This window comes from Pseudoxanthomonas sp. (genome assembly GCF_027498035.1).
In the GTDB taxonomy this organism is placed as follows: Bacteria; Pseudomonadota; Gammaproteobacteria; order Xanthomonadales; family Xanthomonadaceae; genus Pseudoxanthomonas_A.
In genome coordinates, this window is the sequence record NZ_CP114978.1 from 3,844,129 (window position 1) to 3,862,479 (window position 18,351).

The window sequence follows — 18,351 nt, forward strand, 5'->3', positions numbered from 1 at the left end:
GGCAACGTATTCAGTCTTTCTTTTCAGTTATTTGCGTGAAAAACATCGCGTGATGGTTGATTGCCCGTGGGCAGCTTGCCTACACTCGCGCAATTCTTTTCCAGGCCAAGACCCCTTCATGCGCGCGATTCCTCTTGCGGTGCTGTCCCTGCTTGCCGTCGCTCCGTTCGCACACGCCCAGCAGGCGCAGAACTGCAGCGGCGTCAGCCCGCAGCCGATTCCGCAACGGACCACGATCCTGCCGCCGGTTGCGGTAGAGCTGTTCGCCAACACCACGCGCCTGGGAGCGCCGAGTGGCGTGCTGGCCCAGTCTTACGACGAAGCCCAGTCGGTGGACCGCGTGTTGCTGCGGCTGAAGGTCGATGGCTGCCGCGAACTGGCGATGGCGACGCCGGCGCTGAAGGCGAACGATCCGGCGGCCTACAAGCCCAAGACCCAGTTCGATAATTCGCCCTGGCGGTTCGACATGAACCAGAACGGCAAGCGCATGACGGCCGACGAGTTCGATGCCTGGATGAAGTCGCGGGGCGTGCGCGTGGTCAAGGCCAAGCCGGCGGCTGCAGCGCCTGCACCTGCAGCGCCGGGCGATGCCACCACGGCACCGGCAGCCACGCCTGCGGTCGCCGATCCGGCCAAGTCGAAGTAAGCCTGGCCGGTGTGACGCCGGCCGGTTTCTTTTCAAGCATCAACAACGATGGCAATCCGCAGACCGGCACGCGAAACGGCGCCCCGGCACGGGCTGGCGCGCGCGCTGTCCAAGCTCGGCTTGTGCTCTCGCACCGAGGCCGCACGCTGGATTGTTGCCGGACGCGTGCGCGTGGACGGCAGGCTGGTGCTGGACCCGGAGTTCCCGACCGTGGCCGGCCGTTCGACGATCACGGTTGAAGGCCTGGAGGCGCCCGCAGCCGAGCGCCGCTACCTGATGCTCAACAAGCCACGTGGCCTGGTCACGACGGCATCGGATGAGCGCGGACGCGACACGGTCTACCGCTGCCTGGACGGCGCCAGCCTGCCTTGGCTTGCGCCAGTCGGACGCCTGGACAAGGCCGAGCGAAGGCCTGCTGCTGCTGAGTAATGATCCGGCCTGGGCGGCAGCGATCACCGATCCGGCGACTGGTCCGGACAAGACCTATCACGTGCAGGTCGATGCGATTCCCGATGCGGCGCTGCTGGCCTCGCTGGAGGCCGGCGCGGTTGTGGACGGCGAACTGCTGCGTGCTGTCAGGGCCACGCTGTTGCGCACCGGCACCCGTAACGCCTGGCTGGAAATTGGCCTGGACGAAGGCCGCAACCGACAGATCCGGCGTCTGCTGGAGGCCTTCGATCTGTCGGTGCTGCGACTGGTGCGCGTGGCCATCGGCGAGCTGTCGCTGGGCGAACTTGGCAAGGGCGCGTGGCGCGACTTGAGCGCTGCCGAGGTCGCTGCGCTGGGGCCGCCGACGAAGTCCGGCCGGCGCTGAAACCCGGCAATAGCGAGGGCTTCAGTGCCAGAGGCCAGGTGCCGCTCAGGCCTTCAGGACACCCAGTTCGTGGCCGATGCGGGTGAAGGCATCGATGGCCTGATCCAGGTGCGCGCGGGTATGCGCGGCGCTGATCTGGGTACGGATACGCGCTTGGCCCTTGGGTACGACCGGGAAGAAGAAGCCGATCGCGTAGATGCCTTCCTCCAGCAGTCGCTCGGCGAACTTCTGCGCCAGCGGTGCGTCGTACAGCATCACCGGGCTGATCGGATGCACGCCGGGCTTCACGTCGAAGCCAGCGACGGTCATCTTCTCGCGGAAGTAGGTCGTGTTCTCCTTGAGTTGGGTGCGCAGGCCGCCGGCGGCACCGAGCATGTCGAAGGCGGTGATGCCAGCGGCCACCACATGTGGTGGCAGCGAATTGGAGAACAGGTACGGGCGGGAACGCTGGCGCAGCAGTTCGATCACCTCGGCGCTGGCGGTGGTGAAGCCGCCGAGTGCGCCGCCCATGGCCTTGCCCAGGGTGCCGGTGATGATGTCGATGCGGTCCAGCACGCCCTTGACCTCGGCCGAGCCGCGGCCGGCCTCACCCAGGAAGCCGGTGGCGTGGCATTCGTCGATGTGGACCAGTGCGCCGTACTTCCTTGCCAGCGTGGTGATCTCATCGAGCGGGGCGATGAAGCCATCCATCGAGAACACGCCGTCGGTGGTGATCAGCTTGGTCTTGCAGCCGGCTGCGTCGGCGGCCTGCAGCTGGGCTTCCAGGTCGGCCATGTCGCAGTTGGCGTAGCGGAAGCGCTTGGCCTTGCACAGACGCACGCCGTCGATGATCGAGGCATGATTGAGCGCATCGGAAATGATCGCGTCGTCCTCGCCCAACAGTGGCTCGAACAGCCCGCCGTTGGCGTCGAAGCACGCCGCGTACAGGATCGTGTCCTGCTTGCCGAAGAAGCTGGCAATCCTGGCTTCCAGCTGCTTGTGCAGGTCCTGGGTGCCGCAGATGAAGCGCACCGAGGCCATGCCGAAACCGTGCGTGTCCAGCGCCGCCTTGGCCGAGGCGATGATGTCCGGATGGTCGGCCAGGCCCAGGTAGTTGTTGGCGCAGAAGTTCAACACCGTGCGGCCATCTTCCAGGGTGATTTCCGCCGACTGCGGGCCGGTGATGATGCGCTCGGACTTGAACAGGCCGGCATCGCGGATGCCCTCCAGTTCCTCGGCGTAGCGATGGGTCAGGGCGGGGTGGGCGTCGGTCATCGGGCGAGGGCCTGTGGCGGCTGAACGGGCGGCCATTTTACGCCGGTGGTCTTTCAGCACTGTCATCATGCCCTGGCTGATTCCTGTTGGAGATAAGCACGCTTCCTTTCATTATTTCGCGGCACACTCATGCCTGTGCAGCATGACGTTTACTGAACGCGGCCTTGCCGCCCCGCCCACGAGGTCTGCCATGTCCACATTCCGATCCGGTCGCCTGCGCCATGTGTTCGCCATTGCCATGGCCGCCTGTGTCCTGACCCTGGCCGCCGCTGCGGTGGCGCAGCAGAAGCAGCTGCTCAACGTGTCCTACGACCCGACCCGCGAGCTGTACCGCAACCTCAATGCCGAGTTCTCCAAGGAATGGCAGGCCAAGCACGGCACGCCGATCCAGGTGGAAGCCTCGCACGGCGGCTCGGGCAAGCAGGCGCGTGCGGTGATCGATGGCCTGGAGGCCGACGTGGTCACCCTGGCGCTGGCCTACGACATCGATTCGATCGCCGAGCAGGCCAAGCTGCTGCCGGCCGACTGGCAGAAGCGCCTGCCCGACAACAGCACGCCGTACACCTCGACGATCGTGTTCCTGGTGCGCAAGGGCAACCCGAAGCAGATCAAGGACTGGCCGGACCTGCTCAAGCCGGGGGTGGCGGTGATCACGCCGAACCCGAAGACCTCCGGCGGCGCGCGCTGGAACTACCTGGCGGCCTGGGCCTATGGCCAGTACATCTTCAAGGGCGACGAGGCCAAGACCCGGCGCATGGTGACTGCGCTGTTCAATAACGTGCCGGTACTCGATACCGGCGCGCGTGGCGCCACCACCACCTTCGTCCAGCGCGGGATCGGTGACGTGTTGCTGGCCTGGGAGAACGAGGCCTTCCTGTCGCAGGAAGAACTTGGCCCGGACAAGTTCGACATCGTGGTGCCCAAACTGTCGATCCTGGCCGAGCCGCCGGTCGCGCTGGTCGACAAGAACGTGGACAAGCACGGCACCCGCGCCGAGGCGCAGGCCTATCTTGAGTTCCTGTACACGCCGGAAGCGCAGAAGATCATCGCGCACAACTACTACCGCCCGCGTCATCCCGAGTTCGCCGATCCGGCCGACATCGCACGCTTCCCGAAAGTGAAGCTGGTGACGGTGGACGAGGCCTTCGGCGGCTGGGCCAAGGCACAGGCCACGCACTTTGCCGATGGCGGTGAGTTCGACAAGATGCTGGCAGGCAAGAAGCGTTGAGCGCAGCCGGCGTCGCAGTACAGCGTCAGCGCCGAAGGCGGGTGATTCCCGGCTTCGGTCTCAGCCTGGGCACCACCTTGTTGTGGCTCGGGCTGATCGTGTTGTTGCCGCTGGCGGGGCTTTTCATCAAATCGGCGGGCCTGGGCTGGCACGGATTGTGGGCGGTGTGGACCGATCCGCGCGTGCTGGCGGCGCTGCGGATCAGCTTCGGGACCGCGCTGGCGGCGGCGGCCTTCAACGCGGTGGCCGGGACGCTGGTGGCCTGGGTGTTCGTGCGCTACGACTTCTGGGGCAAGCGGTTGTTCGACGCGATGATCGACCTGCCATTCGCGCTGCCCACCGCCGTGGCCGGGATCGCGCTGACCCAGCTGTATGGGCCGACTGGCTGGATCGGGCGCTGGCTGGAAGCCGGTGGCATCAAGGTCGCCTACACACCGCTGGGGATCACCGTGGCACTGGTGTTCATCGGCCTGCCGTTCGTGGTGCGCGTGGTCCAGCCGGTGTTGGCCGAAGCGGAAATAGAGTTTGAAGAAGCCGCCGCCAGCCTGGGCGCAGGGCGCCTGCGCACCGTGCTGTCGGTGGTGCTGCCCTCGGTGTGGCCGGCGGTGCTGTCCGGTTTCGCGCTGGCGTTCGCGCGTGGCGTGGGTGAGTACGGCTCGGTGATCTTCATCGCCGGCAACCTGCCCGGCGTGTCGGAGATCGCACCGCTGCTGATCACGATCAAGCTGGAAGAGTTCGACTACGCCGGCGCCACCGCGATCGCCGCGGCCATGTTGCTGCTGTCGTTCGCGCTGCTGCTGGTCATCAATACGCTGCAGGCGCAGCTGGCGCGTCGCGGCATGAAGGCGCTGGTCTGATGGCCAGCGTCCCGCTCTCCCGCAGCGCACGGCCGCGTTCGCCGACCACCGAACCGACCTGGGTGAAAGGCTCGCTGGTGGTGCTGGCGCTGCTGTTCCTGTTTTCGTTCCTGCTGCTGCCGCTGGTGCTGGTTTTCAGCGAAGCGTTGCGCGGCGGATGGGCTGCATTCCTCACTGCGATCCGCGACCCCGACGCATTGGCGGCGATCCGCCTGACCTTCGTGGTCACCGCGACCGTGGTGCCGTTGAACCTGGTATTCGGCGTGGCCGCTGCCTGGGCGGTAAGCAAGCATGATTTCCCGGGGAAACGCATCCTGGTGAGCCTGGTCGACCTGCCGTTCGCGGTCTCGCCGGTGGTGGCGGGCCTGGTATTCGTGTTGATCTTCGGCGCGCAGGGCTGGGCCTGGCCGCTGATCGATCACGGCTGGCGCGTGGACCTGCCGCTGCTGGGCGACACGCTGATCCAACTGCCGAAGATCGTGTTCGCGCTGCCGGGTATCGTGCTGGCGACGACCTTCGTGACGTTCCCCTTCATTGCGCGTGAGCTGATGCCGTTGATGGAGCAGCAGGGCAGCGACGAGGAGTTGGCCGCGCTCAGCCTGGGCGCCAACGGCTGGCAGACCTTCTGGCGCGTGACCGTACCCAATATCCGCTGGGCGCTGCTATACGGCGTACTGCTGTGCAGTGCACGGTCGATGGGTGAATTCGGCGCGGTGTCGGTGGTGTCCGGCCACATCCGCGGGCGCACCAACACGCTGCCATTGCACGTGGAAATCCTTTACAACGAATACGCCTACAGTGCGGCTTTCGCCGCCGCGTCACTGCTGGCATTGAGCGCACTGGTGACCCTGGTGCTCAAGACATGGCTCGAATGGCGCCACGGCGAAGCGCTCGCCGCCAGCCACCGACACTGAGAAGGCTGCAACACGCATGGGCATCACCGTCGATCATCTGGGCAAGCGCTTCGGCGCGTTCACCGCGCTGGATGACATCCGCCTGGAGATCCGTCCGGGTGAACTGCTGGCGTTGCTGGGGCCGTCGGGCTCCGGCAAGACCACGCTGCTGCGCGTGATCGCCGGGCTGGAACACGCCGACAGCGGCCGGGTGCTGTTTGACGGTGGCGATGCGACCGCACTGCCGGTGCAGCAGCGGGGCGTGGGGTTCGTGTTCCAGCACTACGCATTGTTCAAGCACATGCGCGTGGACGAGAACATCGCCTTCGGCTTGAAAGTGCGCCGCGGCAAGCATCGCTGGCCGAAGGAGAAGATCAACGCCCGCGTGCAGGAACTGCTGAAGTTGGTGCAGCTGGATGGGCTGGGCCAGCGCTATCCGGCACAGCTTTCCGGCGGCCAGCGCCAGCGCGTGGCCCTGGCGCGCGCACTGGCGATCGAGCCGAAAGTGCTGCTGCTGGACGAGCCCTTCGGCGCGCTCGATGCGCAGGTGCGTCGCGACCTGCGTCGCTGGCTGCGCCAGGTGCATGAAGCCACCGGCGTGACAACGGTGTTCGTCACCCACGATCAGGAAGAAGCCCTGGAACTGGCCGACCGCGTGGCCATCCTCAACAAGGGCAGGATCGAACAAATCGGCACCCCGGCACAGGTCTACGACCAGCCGGCATCGCCATTCGTGTATGGCTTTGTCGGTGAAGCCAATCGGGTGGCGGGAACCAAGGCCGGTGCGCAACTGCAGGTGCATGGCCTGCAACTGGCCATGCCCGAGCACGGCCACGCGCCTGATGGGCCGGTGGGCCTCTACGTGCGGCCACAGGATCTGCGTCTGGTCGTGGATGGCGCGGCCGGCTGGCACGCGCGCGTGGTCAGCATCCAGCGCAGCGGGCCACGTCTGCGTCTGCATGCGCAACTGGCCGACGGCACGCCGCTGGAACTGGAACTGCCGGCCAGCACACCGGTGCCGGCGGTCGGTGCGGAGGTCGTCCTTCAGCCTGCCTATTTCGGCGTTTTTGCCGCCAGCTGACGGTTGCAACAGCAACAAAAACATGGGGTTGACGGCGGGAGTTTCCGCAACGCAATATCGGGGCGGTTAAAAAAAAGTGAAACCACGCAGTACGTCGCATGACGCACCGCGGTTGTAGAAGGCCGATCTCCGTCCCCACCCTTGCTGGAGAGTCCGATGAAGTCGAAGACCTTGCGCTATGCCCTGCTCGTTGCCCTGGCCGGATTGCCGATGGTGTCCCTTGCCCAGGAAGCGCCCGAAGAAGAGAAGTCCCCGTGGGCCTGGTCGCTGACCGCCACCACCGACTACCGCTTCCGTGGCCTGTCACAGACCGATGTTGGCCCGGCCTTTCAGCCTGGCCTGACCTACACCACCCCGGTCGGCATCTATATCGGCACCTGGGCCTCCAACGTGGATTTCGGCGCCGGCGATCCCGATTACGAAGTGGACGCGTTCGTGGGCTACAACCTCGATGCGGCCGAGTGGCTCAACCTGGATTTCATGGTCAACCGCTACAACTATCCGGGCGCCGGTTCGGGTAACTACAACGAATACATCGGCAAGGCGACCATCGCCGAGCACTACACCGTGCAGGTGGCCTACACCAACGACGTGTTTAAGTCCGACACCGACAGCTGGTACTACCAGGGTGGCATCAGCTGGGGGCTGCCGAATGACTTCACCGTTGCCGCGACCGGTGGCGTGACCGAGTTCGCCGATGGCAATGTCGGCCGCGACTACAAGGACTGGTCGGTGAGCCTTGCCAAGGCCTTCGGGCCGGCGACACTGACGGCTGCCTTCATCGGCACCGATGGCGATGGCCGCGATGCCTACGGCGACATCGCCGACAGCCGCTTCGTGGTCAGCATCACTGTCGCCAACTAAGCGCTGGTGAAGTGATTGAACACAGGGCGCCGCAAGGCGCCCTGTTTCGTTGGACGATTAAAGCGCACGTCCTGGCGATGTATACAGCAAAGGCGCCTTTCGGCGCCTTTGTGTTGAGTTCAATGGCGTTTTTAGTTCCAGCTCAGTACGACCTTGCCGGCCTTGCCTTCCTCCATCAGGTCGAAGCCCTTCTGGAAATCGTCGATCGGCAGCTGGTGGGTCAGCACCTTGCCCAGCGGGAACCCGCTCAGAACAAGCTGCGTCATCTTGTACCAGGTCTCGTACATCTTGCGGCCGTAGATGCCCTGGACGGTGAGGCCCTTGAAGATGATCTTGTCCCAGTCGGCGCCGGCGCCACGCGGCATGATGCCGAGCATGGCGATCTTGCCGCCGTGATACATGCAGTCGAGCATGTCGTTGAAGGCGCGCGGGTTGCCGCTCATTTCCAGGCCCACGTCGAAGCCCTCCATGTGCAGGTCGGCCATTACGTCTTTCAGCGAGGTGTTGGCGACGTTGACCACGCGGGTGGCGCCCATGTCGGCGGCCAGCTTCAGGCGGAGATCGTTGACGTCGGTGACCACCACGTTGCGCGCGCCGATGTGCTTGCAGATGCCTGCGGCGATGATGCCGATCGGGCCGGCGCCAGTGATCAGCACGTCCTCGCCGATCACGTCGAACTCCAGCGCGCAGTGCGCGGCGTTGCCGTAGGGGTCGAAGAAGGCAGCCAGTTCGCTCGGGATCTGGTCCGGGATCGGCCACAGGTTGCTGGCCGGCATCACCATGTATTCGGCGAAGGCGCCGTTGACGTTGACGCCGATGCCGACCGTGTTGGGGCACAGGTGTGGGCGGCCGCCACGGCAGTTGCGGCAGTGGCCGCAGACGATGTGGCCTTCGGCCGAGACGCGCTGGCCGACCTGGTAGCCGGTCACGGCCGAGCCCAGCTCGGCAATGCGGCCGACGAACTCATGGCCGATGGTCAGGCCGGGCTTGATGGTGCGCTGGCTCCATTCGTCCCACAGGTAGATGTGCAGGTCGGTGCCGCAGATGGCGGTCTTTTCCAGCTTGACCAGCACATCGTTGGGGCCGGGCGTGGGCTTGGGTACGGTTTCCAGCCAGATGCCTTTGCCCGCTTCGCGCTTGACCAGCGCCTTCATCGTGTCCGCCATGGTGCGAGAGAACCCAAGCCAAAGAGGACGCGGATTATAAGCGCCGGGGCGTCCGAATCCGTTTCACCTGACACGGTTCGTGCGCCGGGCCGTCCCGCGGGGGGGGGGGGGCCAGCCCGGCGCCGCCGTTCAGAAACGGGCGTCAATGGTGAAGAACGCCTGGCGCGGCGCGCCGGCCATCAGGGTCTGGTTGTAGCCCTGCGGATCGGAGGCGACGAAGCCATTGGTGCCGGTGGTGGCGAAGTACTTCTTGTCAGCCAGGTTGGTGATGTTCAGCGACACGCCGACGTTGGACAGGAAGCCGACCTGGCCGAAGTCGTAGCCGGCGCTGGCGTTGAACACCGTGTAGGCCGGTACGCGCGAGTCGTTGAGGTAGGTGATGTAGCGGCGGCCGGTGTACTTGCCGTCCAGGCCGAACTTCCAGCCGTCCAGGCGGTAGTTCAGGCTGGAGGAGAACATCAGCGAGGGAATGCCGACCACGTACTTGCCGCTGGTTTCGACCACGCCGCTGTTGAGGTAGTCGTCCTGGTACTTGGAGCGGTCCAGCGACACGGTGTTGAGCCAGCTCAGGCCGTCGATGGGCTTCCAGATGAAGGCCAGGTCCAGGCCGGTGCTTTGCACGTCGCCGACGTTGCTCAGGATCGCCGAGCAGGTCTGGATCGCGCTGCATGGGGAGATAGTCAGTAGCCGGTTCTTGAACCTGGTGTAGTAGACGCCGGCCGAGGCTTCGTACTGGTCGCCGTGGGCGCGGTAGCCCAGCTGCAGGGTCTGCGATTCCTCGGGTTTCAGCGAGGAACGCAGGCTGTCGAAGGTGGCCTGGCCGGTGGCGAACGGGCTGTAGTCGAACGCGGCCATGTTCTTGCTGTAGGACGCGTAGACGTCCTGCTGGTCGTCCAGTGCGTAGCTCGCGCCGGCCTGCGGCAGGAAGCTGTCGTCGGCCTTGATGCTGCCCTGCGCATAGGAACTGCTGGCCACCAGCGAACGGGCGGTGATCTCGGTGCTGATCGCCTTGGCGCCGAAGTTGACGGTCAGGCGCTCGTCCATCAGGTGCACCGTGTCCTGCGCATAGGCCATGCGCGTGTTGGTCTGGTACTTCTGCAGGAACTGGCGGTAGAACGGCGTGCCCACGTCGTAGAAGTTGTAGACCGAGGTGAAGGCACCGTCGAGTGCGAAGTAGTTGCGCTCCTGGGTGTTCTGGCTGTTCTCGGCCCAGCCGCCGATCTCGATGTCGTGCCGGCCCAGGGTGAACTTCAACGCGCCGGTTGCGCCGAAACGGTCCAGGCCGTAGTCGGTGGTGCGCATCGACAGCGGCACGGTGGCCGAGGACGGCACGTATGGCGTGACCCACTGACCTTCACCGCGGTTGCCGTGGTAGTAGCCGGTCACGTCCAGGGTGGCGGCGCCAGCCAGGTTGAAGCTGCCGGCCAGCGCGGCCAGCGTGTCGTTGCGCAGGCCCGCGCCCCAGTAATAGGTCGAATCCAGCCAGTCGTAGTCGGCCGGCAGCGATGCCAGCGAGGACGGATAGCCGTTGGCCACGCCCGCGTAGGTGCCGGTGGACTGGTAGGCGTTGGCCATCTGCGCGGCGGTGGCCCAGTCCGGGGTCAGGTAGTCCTGGTTCCAGCCCAGCGCCTTCTGGCTGGTCAGTGACAGGTCCATGTAGTCCTGTTCCTTGCGGCGTGACTTGTCCACGAACAGGCTGATGCGGTTGCCGTCGCCCCAGGCGTAGACCGCCTTGGCGTTGAACTGCTCGTATTTCTGGATGCCGTCACCCTTCCACTTGTCCATGTCCGAGGCGGCGTAGGACACATAGGCGGAGAAGCCGTTGAGGTCGCCGGTGTCCACGCGCACGAAGGTGCGCTTGGCACTGTCCGAGCCGAAGGTCTGGCTGACGCGCGCGCCGAACTCGCTGGACGGATCGGCCGAGTAGAACTGCAGCGTGCCGCCGAGATTGCTGTTGGACGCGGTGCCGAGCGCGCCGGCGCCCTGGGCCAGTTCGACCGAACCGATGTTCTCGGACTGGATCGCGCGGGTGATCGACAGGCCGTTGGTCACGCCATAGCTCATGTTGCCCAGCGGCACGCCATCCAGGGTGAAGCCCAGGCGGCTCTGGTCGAAGCCGTGCAGGTAGGTCGCCGTAGCCCACTCGTAGGCACCGGTGGCGTCGGCCGACTGGAACTGCACGCCGGGCAGTTTGTCGATGGCCTTCAGCGGGCTGCTGCCGGCGGGCAGGCGTTCGATGTCCTGCTGGCTGATGTGCTGCACCTGGCGCGTCGAACCGCGGGCGACCACCGAGACCGCGTCGAGCTGCTTGGCGCCATTGGCATCGGCCGCGGCGGTATCGGCATCGGCGTCGGTGGCAGCATCGACGGCGGGTTCAACCGCACCGGCCAGGGCCGGGAAGGCACAGGCAAGCGCGATCGCAAGCGCGGTCGGGCGCAGGCGGGGCATGGATTTCAGCATGGAGGAACAACCTGATGCAGGGGAAGGGGAGAGACGTCACGCAACATCGCGTAGGCACGCAGCGTGGCAACGGCAGATGAAGTTCCGATGACATCGCGATGTCGCGTACGTTGTCTTCAAGTTGAAGCGCGTTGGTCTTATACCGGTGCGCTGTCTGTCATCCCCGCATCAGGATTCCCTGCGCATGCCCGTGTTGTCCCGTCGTGACTTTCTTGCGCGCGTGGCCGCGCTGTCCGCAGCCGGCGTGATGCCGGCGTCCATCGCGCGTGCGCTGACGCTGCCGGCCTCCACGCGCAGCGGCACACTGCAGGACGTGGAGCACTTCATCATCGTCATGCAGGAAAACCGCTCGTTCGATCACTACTTCGGCACGCTGCGCGGCGTGCGCGGGTTCGACGATCCGCGGCCGCTGAAACTGCGCAACGGCAATCCGGTGTGGCGCCAGCCCGCCGGCGATGGCACCGAGCGCATGCCGTTCGCGATGGACGCGACGACGACACGCGCACCGATGATCGCCAGCCTGGATCACTCGTGGAAAGGCGGGCACGGCCAGGACCCGAAACGCTGGCAGGCCTACGACAGCTGGGTGCCGTACAAGAGTGAAATGACGATGGGCCACTTCAGCCGCGCGGACATTCCGTACTACCACGCGTTGGCCGATGCCTTCACCGTCTGCGATGGCTATTACTGCTCGCTGCACGGGCCGACCAATCCCAACCGCATGTACTTCTTCAGCGGCACCAGCGGCATGGCAGTGGGGAATTTCGGCGCGCAGTCGATCGACAACGCCGACGACGGCAACTGGACCTCGGACATGTCGCGCGACAAGCCCGGGTTCGTTGGCATGGAATGGACCACCTATGCCGAACGCCTGCAGGCGGCTGGCATCACCTGGCAGGTCTACCAGGAGCTGGACAACTTCGGCGACAACCCGCTGTCCTCGTTCGCGAAGTTCCGCGGCATGGATACCAGCGGTGAGCTGTACCAGCGCGGTCGCGCGGTGGTGGCGGGCTCCACGCCGGAGAACGCCCGGCAGAGCACCGCACAGCACCTGGTCGATGCGTTTGCCGCCGACGTGCAGGCCGGCACGCTGCCGCAGGTGTCGTGGATCGTGGCGCCGTACGCCTACAGCGAACACCCCGAAGCCACGCCTGCCTACGGCGAGTCGCTGGTGTCGCGCCTGATCGATGCGCTGACGGCCAATCCGGAGGTCTGGGGCAGGTCGTGCGTGATCATCAACTACGACGAGAACGATGGCTTCTTCGACCACATGCCCGCACCGCTGCCCGCACTGGACGCGACCATGGGCGTGAGCCAGGTGGACGTGCGCGGCGAAAGCTACAACGGCGTTCCGGTCGGGCTGGGCGTGCGCGTGCCGATGACGGTGGTGTCGCCGTGGACGCGCGGGGGCTGGGTGAACTCGCAGGTGTTCGACCACACCTCGGTGCTGCGGTTGCTGGAGCAGCGCTTTGGCGTGGTCGAACCGAACATCACCCCATGGCGTCGCGCGGTGACGGGGGACCTGAGCACGGTGTTCGACTTCCGCACGCCGGACGACTCGGCGCTGGAGGCGCTGCCGTCCACGACTGATTACCTGGCGCGGATGGCGGCTTCGGCCAAGCTGCCGCTACCGGTGGTGCCAGCACGCCAGGTGCAGCCAACACAGGAGCCCGGCCAGCGTCCGGCGCGTGCCTTGCCGTATGCCCTGCAGGTGCATGCGCACCACGGCGCGGACGGTTTGCGCCTGACCCTGGTCAACGCTGGCGATGCGGCCGCGGTGTTCAACGTCTATGCCTACGGCAGCGATGCCGGCCCCTGGTACTACACGGTGATGCCGCACAGCGAGGTCATCGATGCGCCGCATGGCCTGCCGGCTGGTAACTATTCGCTGGCGGTACACGGGCCGAATGGCTTCCTGCGCGAATTCGAAGGCGCGACGGCCGCAAGCGAGCCCGTCCCCGACGTGATCGCCAGCGCCAGCGGCGGCCAGCTGCTGCTGGTGCTGGACAATCCCGGAACACAGGCCCGCACCCTGGAAGTGCGCGCGCTGGACTATGGCGATCCCACGCCGCGTCGCGTGGTGCTGGCTGCCGGCCAGACCGAGCGGCTAGGCTTTGATCTGGCCGCCAGCGACCACTGGTACGACCTGCAGGTGGAACTGTCGGGAACACCCTTCCGCCGCCGTCTGGCCGGGCATCTGGAAACCGGCCGGCCGAGTCGCAGCGACCCGGCGATCGGGCGGTCCGCCAAAGTCTGAGCGACCGGAGCGCTGCATTCACCGCGGTGAATGAACCGGTCGGGATGTCGCATCGTGGGGGCTGCGTCCACAATAGGAGCCCCCTTGCTCGTGCAGTTCCCGCCGATGTCCCGTCCCCAAACCCTCGCCCAGTGGCTGGACTTCATCCAGGCCCAGCACCCCAGCGCCATCGAACTGGGGCTGGATCGCGTGCGCACGGTTGCTGCGGCCTTGGGGCTGGAGCGCCCGGCGCGCCAGGTCATCACCGTCGGCGGTACCAACGGCAAGGGTTCGACCGTGGCCTTCATCGAGGCCATCGCCCGCGCAGGCGGCTGGAAGGTCGGCGCCTACACCTCGCCGCACCTGCTGCATTACAACGAGCGCGTGCGTATCGACGGCGTCGATGCCGATGACGCGGCGCTGGTGGCGGGGTTCGAAGCCGTCGATGCCGCGCGGGGCGAGATCCCGCTGACCTATTTCGAATACGGCACGCTGGCCGCGCTGTGGCTGTTCCAGCGTGCGGGGCTGGACCTGGCGGTGCTGGAAGTCGGCCTGGGCGGGCGCCTGGACGCGGTCAACGTGATCGACCCGGATGTGGCGGTGATCACCACCGTGGACATCGACCACACCGACTGGCTGGGCGAGGACCGCGAAACCATCGGCAAGGAGAAGGCCGGCATCGCCCGGGCCTGGAAGCCGCTGGTGCTGGGTGAAGTCGGTGCGCCGTCCAGCGTGCTGGCCCATGCCTATGCCATCGGCGCCGGCGTGATCCAGCTGGGCAACGACTTCTTCCACGAGCCGACTGAAGACGGCCGCTGGCGCTGGCGCGAGGTCGGCACCGAGCTGCTCCTGCCGGCGCCACTCCTGGATGCGCCGGTCCAGCGCGCCAACGCCGCCACCGCCGTGGCCGCGCTGCGCGCGCTACCCGAAGAACTGCCGCAGGCGGCGTTCGCCGCGGGCATCGGCAACGCACGGCTGCCGGGCCGCCTGCAGCGCTTCGAGCGCGAGGGCGTGGAAATCCGCGTGGACGTCGCCCACAACCCGCAGGCCGCGCGCGAACTCGCGGCGTTCCTCGAACGCCACCCGCTGCCGACCCATGCGGTCTTCGCCGCGCTGTCGGATAAGGACGTGGCCGGCGTGGTCCAGGCGCTGGAAGGCAAGGTCGCTGCGTGGTCGCTGGCCGGACTGGAGCCGGGCACGCCACGCGGGCGGGATGCCGCGGCGCTCGCCGCAGCGCTGGCCGGTACCGATGCCGCGCAGGCGCCGCAGTTCGAGACCGTGGCCCAGGCGCTCGATGCCGCCCTGGCCACCGCCCGGCCCGGCGAGCGGGTGCTGGTGTTCGGTTCCTTCCATACCGCGGCCGAAGCGCTGGCGGTGCTGGGTTCAGGCCGATGAGGAGCGCGGCGGCTGCCGCGCATATAATTCGCAGCTACTTCACCTGAAGCCGTCGCCCACGACGATGGATACCGCTTTGAGAAACCGCATCATCGGCGCCATCGTCCTCGTGGCGCTGGCCGTCATCTTCCTGCCCATGCTGGTCAAGGGCCCCGCCAGCGACAGCGGCGTCGCCGATGTGTCCACCGACGTACCGAATGCGCCGGCCGGCCAGTTCGAGACCCGCGAACTGCCACTGGTCACGCCCGGCCAGCCCGGCGCCAATGGCGCCACCGGCATGCCGGCCCAGGCGCCACAGGGCACCGAGACGCTCAAGCCGGCCGACGCGGCGCCCGCGCCGACCAACGCGCAGGGCCTGCCGCTGGTCACCGCGGGCGGTGATTACGCCGTCAGCTTCGGTGCCTACGCGACCCAGGCCGATGCCGACATCGTCATCGACCGCCTGCGCCAGTCCGGGCTGGATGCCTTCCGCCAGGAAGCCAGCATCGGCGGCAAGCCGGCCTGGCGCGTGCGCGTGGGGCCGTATGCCAACCAATCGCAGGCCGAGATCGCCCGCATCGCCGCGCTCAAGGTGCGCAGCGATGTGAAGGCTGAAGTGATCTCGCTCGATGCCACCACCGACGTGCCGGCCACCGCCGCCACGCCGGGCCCGGCTGCCGCCCCCGCGCGGCCGGCGCCGGATTCCGACGCTGCGCAGCTGGCGTCGCAGGCGCCGCCGGCGGCGGCCCCGGCCAGGCCGGAAGCACCCAAGCCTGCGCCAGTCGCGCCCAAGCCTGCTGCCGAACCGGCCAAGCCGCCGGTCGCCGCCGTGCCCAAGCCGGCCGCAACCGGTGTCGGCTTCGCCCTGCAGGTCGGTGCGTTCGGCAAGGAAACCGACGCCAACGCACTGCGTGACAAGCTGCGCGGCAACGGCTTCAGCGCCTTCGTCGAGCCGGTATCCACCGACAGCGCCCGTCTGTTCCGCGTGCGGGTCGGGCCGGTCTCCAGCCGGGCCGAGGCCGACCAGCTCAAGGCCCAGGTGGCCGCGCGCAATGGCCTGACCGGAATCGTCCGCCCGCACCCATAAGCTGATCGTTCGTCCACGGAAGGGAGAACCGATGACCGCGATACCTGCAATGAACGTCCCGCCCGCATCGGCTCGCCACGCGGGGGGGAGCGCATGATCGACCTGGTCCTGGGCACCGTGATCGTGGTGTCCACCCTGCTGGGGCTGCTGCGCGGTTTCGTCGGGATCATCGTCGGCACCCTGTCGTGGCTGCTGGCCGGCTGGGCGGCTTTCATGTTCGGTGGCGATGCCGCGGCGAAATTCGCCGGCGGCGGCCATGTGGGAATGACCGACTACCTGGGCGGCTACGCGCTGACCTTCGTCGGCGTGATGATCGTGGTGGCGCTGATCGGCATGGTCATCAAGGCTTCGGTGCGCAACACCCGCCTGTCGGGCGTGGACCGGCTGGCCGGTGGCGGCCTAGGCCTGGTGCGGGGCGGATTCTTCGCCTGCGTGCTGGTGCTGCTGATGTCCTTCACGCCGCTGACCGGCGAAAGCAGCTGGCGGAATTCGCGCGTGCTGCCGGTACTGGAGCCTGGCGCCAGCTGGATGCGCGCCCAGCTGCCGGACTTCTCCATGCCGCAGATGCCGACCATGCCGGACATGCAGAACCTGAACATGGATCAGTTGCGCAACATGGATCTCAACAAGCTGCCTTTGTCAGGCGATAATGGCGCCCTCAACGACAGTTTCCAGCAGGCAGCCGCGCAGCTGCCGCAACTCGGGCAAACGGTGTCCGATGCACTGGGCGGGGCCAAGGGACAAGCGTCCAACGGCCTGCCCAAACCCCTGAACGACCCGGCCACGCCACAGGGCGACCCGGCCCAAGTGCGCCCCAATGAACGCGACCCGGCACGGGTCGTGGCACCTTCCAAAGGCCAGTGACGGCCGCCCAAGCCACGTATCACTCGCAGCGAAAACAGCGGAGAAAACGCCATGTGCGGCATCGTCGGAATCGTCGGCAACCAGAATGTTGCCGGGCAACTCTATGACGGCCTGACGGTGCTGCAGCACCGTGGCCAGGATGCCGCGGGCATCGCCACCGCCGACGGCACGCGCCTGCGCGTGCACAAGGACAACGGCCTGGTGCGCGATGTGTTCAGTGCCAAGGCCATGAGCGTGCTGGAAGGCCGCGTGGGCATTGCCCACTGCCGCTACCCGACCGCCGGCTCGGAAGGCATGGACGAAGCCCAGCCGTTCTACGTCAACTCGCCCTACGGCATCGCCCTGGCGCACAACGGCAACCTGATCAACACCGAAGCGCTGCGCCAGGAGGTGTTCGCCACCGACCGCCGCAACATCAACACCGATTCGGACAGCGAAGTCCTGCTGAACATCTTCGCCCACGAACTGGACACCCAGCGCGTGCTGTCGCCGGAGGCCGCCCTGCGCGCCGTGGCCGGCGTCAACCGTCGCTGCAAGGGCGGCTATGCGGTGGTCAGCGTGGTCCTGGGCCTGGGGCTGGTGGCGTTCCGCGACCCGCACGGCATCCGTCCGCTGGTGCTGGGCAAGCGCGAGCACAACGAAGGCACCGAATACATCGTGGCCTCCGAGTCGGCCGCGCTGGACATCCTGGGCTTCACCCGCATCCGCGACGTCGCCCCGGGCGAAGGCATCGTCATCACCGCGCGCGGCGAACTGTTCGCCCAGCAGTGCGCCGAGCCGCAGCAGCACGCGCCGTGCATCTTCGAATACGTGTACTTCGCCCGTCCCGACTCGATGATCGACAACGTGTCGGTGCACAAGGCGCGCATGCGCATGGGCATCAAGCTGGGCGAGAAGATCCTGCGCCTGCGCCCGGACCACGACATCGACACGATCATCCCGATCCCGGACACCTCGCGCGACGCGGCCTTGGAAATCTCCAACACGCTGGGCGTGAAGTACCGCGAGGGCTTCATCAAGAACCGCTATGTCGGCCGCACCTTCATCATGCCCGGCCAGGGCGAGCGGGTGAAATCGGTGCGCCGCAAGCTCAACCCGATCAACCTGGAATTCCGCAACCGGGTGGTGCTGCTGGTGGACGACTCCATCGTGCGTGGCACCACCAGCCAGCAGATCGTGCAGATGGCCCGCGATGCGGGCGCACGCAAGGTCTACCTGGCTTCGGCCGCGCCGCCGGTGCGCCACCCGAACATCTACGGCATCGACATGCCGGCGGTGGACGAGCTGGTCGCCAACGCGCGCAGCGTCGAGGAAATCGAGAAATTCCTCGGCGTGGACTGGCTGATCTACCAGGACATCGAAGACCTGGAGGCAGCCGTGCGCGAAGGCAACCGCAACCTGGAGAAGTTCGATTCCTCGTGCTTCGACGGCAACTACGTGACCGGGATCGACCCGGGCTATTTCGAGCGCATCCAGCAGTCGCGCTCGGACCAGGCCAAGCTCAAGCGCCGCGCGGTCTGATCGCGC

At 66.7% G+C, this 18,351-nt stretch carries 14 protein-coding genes and 1 pseudogene; 12 read left to right on the plus strand and 3 right to left on the minus strand.

Annotation, left to right across the window (positions count from 1 at the left end):
* The first annotated feature begins 118 nt into the window (after positions 1-118).
* Positions 119-646, plus strand: a complete 528-nt coding sequence (locus tag O8I58_RS16925) for a hypothetical protein (protein WP_298318674.1) — start codon at positions 119-121, stop codon at positions 644-646.
* Between the two features lie 48 nt (positions 647-694).
* Positions 695-1,460: pseudogene (locus O8I58_RS16930) on the plus strand (pseudouridine synthase).
* A gap of 45 nt (positions 1,461-1,505) precedes the next feature.
* On the opposite strand, the gene kbl reads toward O8I58_RS16930, so the two are convergent.
* The gene (kbl, locus tag O8I58_RS16935; protein ID WP_298318676.1) at positions 1,506-2,714 is read right to left on the minus strand and encodes a glycine C-acetyltransferase; all 1,209 of its coding nucleotides are present in this window, start codon (positions 2,712-2,714) and stop codon (positions 1,506-1,508) included.
* A 190-nt stretch (positions 2,715-2,904) separates the two neighbouring features.
* Between kbl and O8I58_RS16940 the strand changes: the two genes are divergently transcribed.
* From O8I58_RS16940 to O8I58_RS16960, 5 genes are all read left to right on the plus strand, one after another.
* On the plus strand, positions 2,905-3,942 hold the full coding sequence (locus tag O8I58_RS16940; protein ID WP_298318678.1) for a sulfate ABC transporter substrate-binding protein: 1,038 nt from the start codon (positions 2,905-2,907) through the stop codon (positions 3,940-3,942).
* Positions 3,939-4,799, plus strand: a complete 861-nt coding sequence (cysT, locus tag O8I58_RS16945) for a sulfate ABC transporter permease subunit CysT (protein ID WP_298318680.1) — start codon at positions 3,939-3,941, stop codon at positions 4,797-4,799. The genes O8I58_RS16940 and cysT overlap by 4 nt, the downstream gene beginning before the upstream one ends.
* Positions 4,799-5,713: a sulfate ABC transporter permease subunit CysW gene (gene cysW / locus O8I58_RS16950; RefSeq protein ID WP_298318682.1), complete on the plus strand. Its 915-nt coding sequence runs from the start codon at positions 4,799-4,801 to the stop codon at positions 5,711-5,713. The genes cysT and cysW overlap by 1 nt, the downstream gene beginning before the upstream one ends.
* Positions 5,714-5,729: 16 nt before the next feature.
* On the plus strand, positions 5,730-6,773 hold the full coding sequence (locus O8I58_RS16955) for a sulfate/molybdate ABC transporter ATP-binding protein (protein ID WP_298318684.1): 1,044 nt from the start codon (positions 5,730-5,732) through the stop codon (positions 6,771-6,773).
* A gap of 156 nt (positions 6,774-6,929) precedes the next feature.
* On the plus strand, positions 6,930-7,637 hold the full coding sequence (locus tag O8I58_RS16960) for a TorF family putative porin (RefSeq protein WP_298318687.1): 708 nt from the start codon (positions 6,930-6,932) through the stop codon (positions 7,635-7,637).
* Between the two features lie 131 nt (positions 7,638-7,768).
* Here the strand turns inward: O8I58_RS16960 and tdh are convergent, their stop codons facing one another.
* Positions 7,769-8,803, minus strand: coding sequence for an L-threonine 3-dehydrogenase (gene tdh, locus O8I58_RS16965; protein WP_298318689.1), 1,035 nt, complete (start codon positions 8,801-8,803; stop codon positions 7,769-7,771).
* A 129-nt stretch (positions 8,804-8,932) separates the two neighbouring features.
* Positions 8,933-11,251 carry a TonB-dependent receptor family protein gene (locus O8I58_RS16970; protein WP_298318691.1) on the minus strand — a complete coding sequence of 773 codons (2,319 nt, stop codon included), beginning with the start codon at positions 11,249-11,251 and terminating at the stop codon, positions 8,933-8,935.
* A gap of 196 nt (positions 11,252-11,447) precedes the next feature.
* Here O8I58_RS16970 and O8I58_RS16975 point away from each other — a divergent pair, with 196 nt between their 5' ends.
* The 5 genes from O8I58_RS16975 to purF all read left to right on the plus strand — a co-directional run bounded on the left by O8I58_RS16975 (position 11,448) and on the right by purF (position 18,345).
* Positions 11,448-13,520, plus strand: coding sequence for a phosphocholine-specific phospholipase C (locus O8I58_RS16975; protein ID WP_298318693.1), 2,073 nt, complete (start codon positions 11,448-11,450; stop codon positions 13,518-13,520).
* Between the two features lie 105 nt (positions 13,521-13,625).
* Positions 13,626-14,894 (plus strand): bifunctional tetrahydrofolate synthase/dihydrofolate synthase, encoded by a 1,269-nt coding sequence (gene folC / locus O8I58_RS16980; protein ID WP_298318695.1) that lies wholly within the window; start codon positions 13,626-13,628, stop codon positions 14,892-14,894.
* A gap of 64 nt (positions 14,895-14,958) precedes the next feature.
* Complete coding sequence (locus O8I58_RS16985; RefSeq protein ID WP_298318699.1) at positions 14,959-15,960, plus strand: SPOR domain-containing protein; 1,002 nt, start codon at positions 14,959-14,961, stop codon at positions 15,958-15,960.
* A gap of 93 nt (positions 15,961-16,053) precedes the next feature.
* Positions 16,054-16,824: a CvpA family protein gene (locus O8I58_RS16990; RefSeq protein ID WP_298318701.1), complete on the plus strand. Its 771-nt coding sequence runs from the start codon at positions 16,054-16,056 to the stop codon at positions 16,822-16,824.
* Positions 16,825-16,875: 51 nt separating this feature from the next.
* Positions 16,876-18,345 (plus strand): amidophosphoribosyltransferase, encoded by a 1,470-nt coding sequence (gene purF / locus O8I58_RS16995; protein ID WP_298318704.1) that lies wholly within the window; start codon positions 16,876-16,878, stop codon positions 18,343-18,345.
* Positions 18,346-18,351 lie beyond the last annotated feature (6 nt).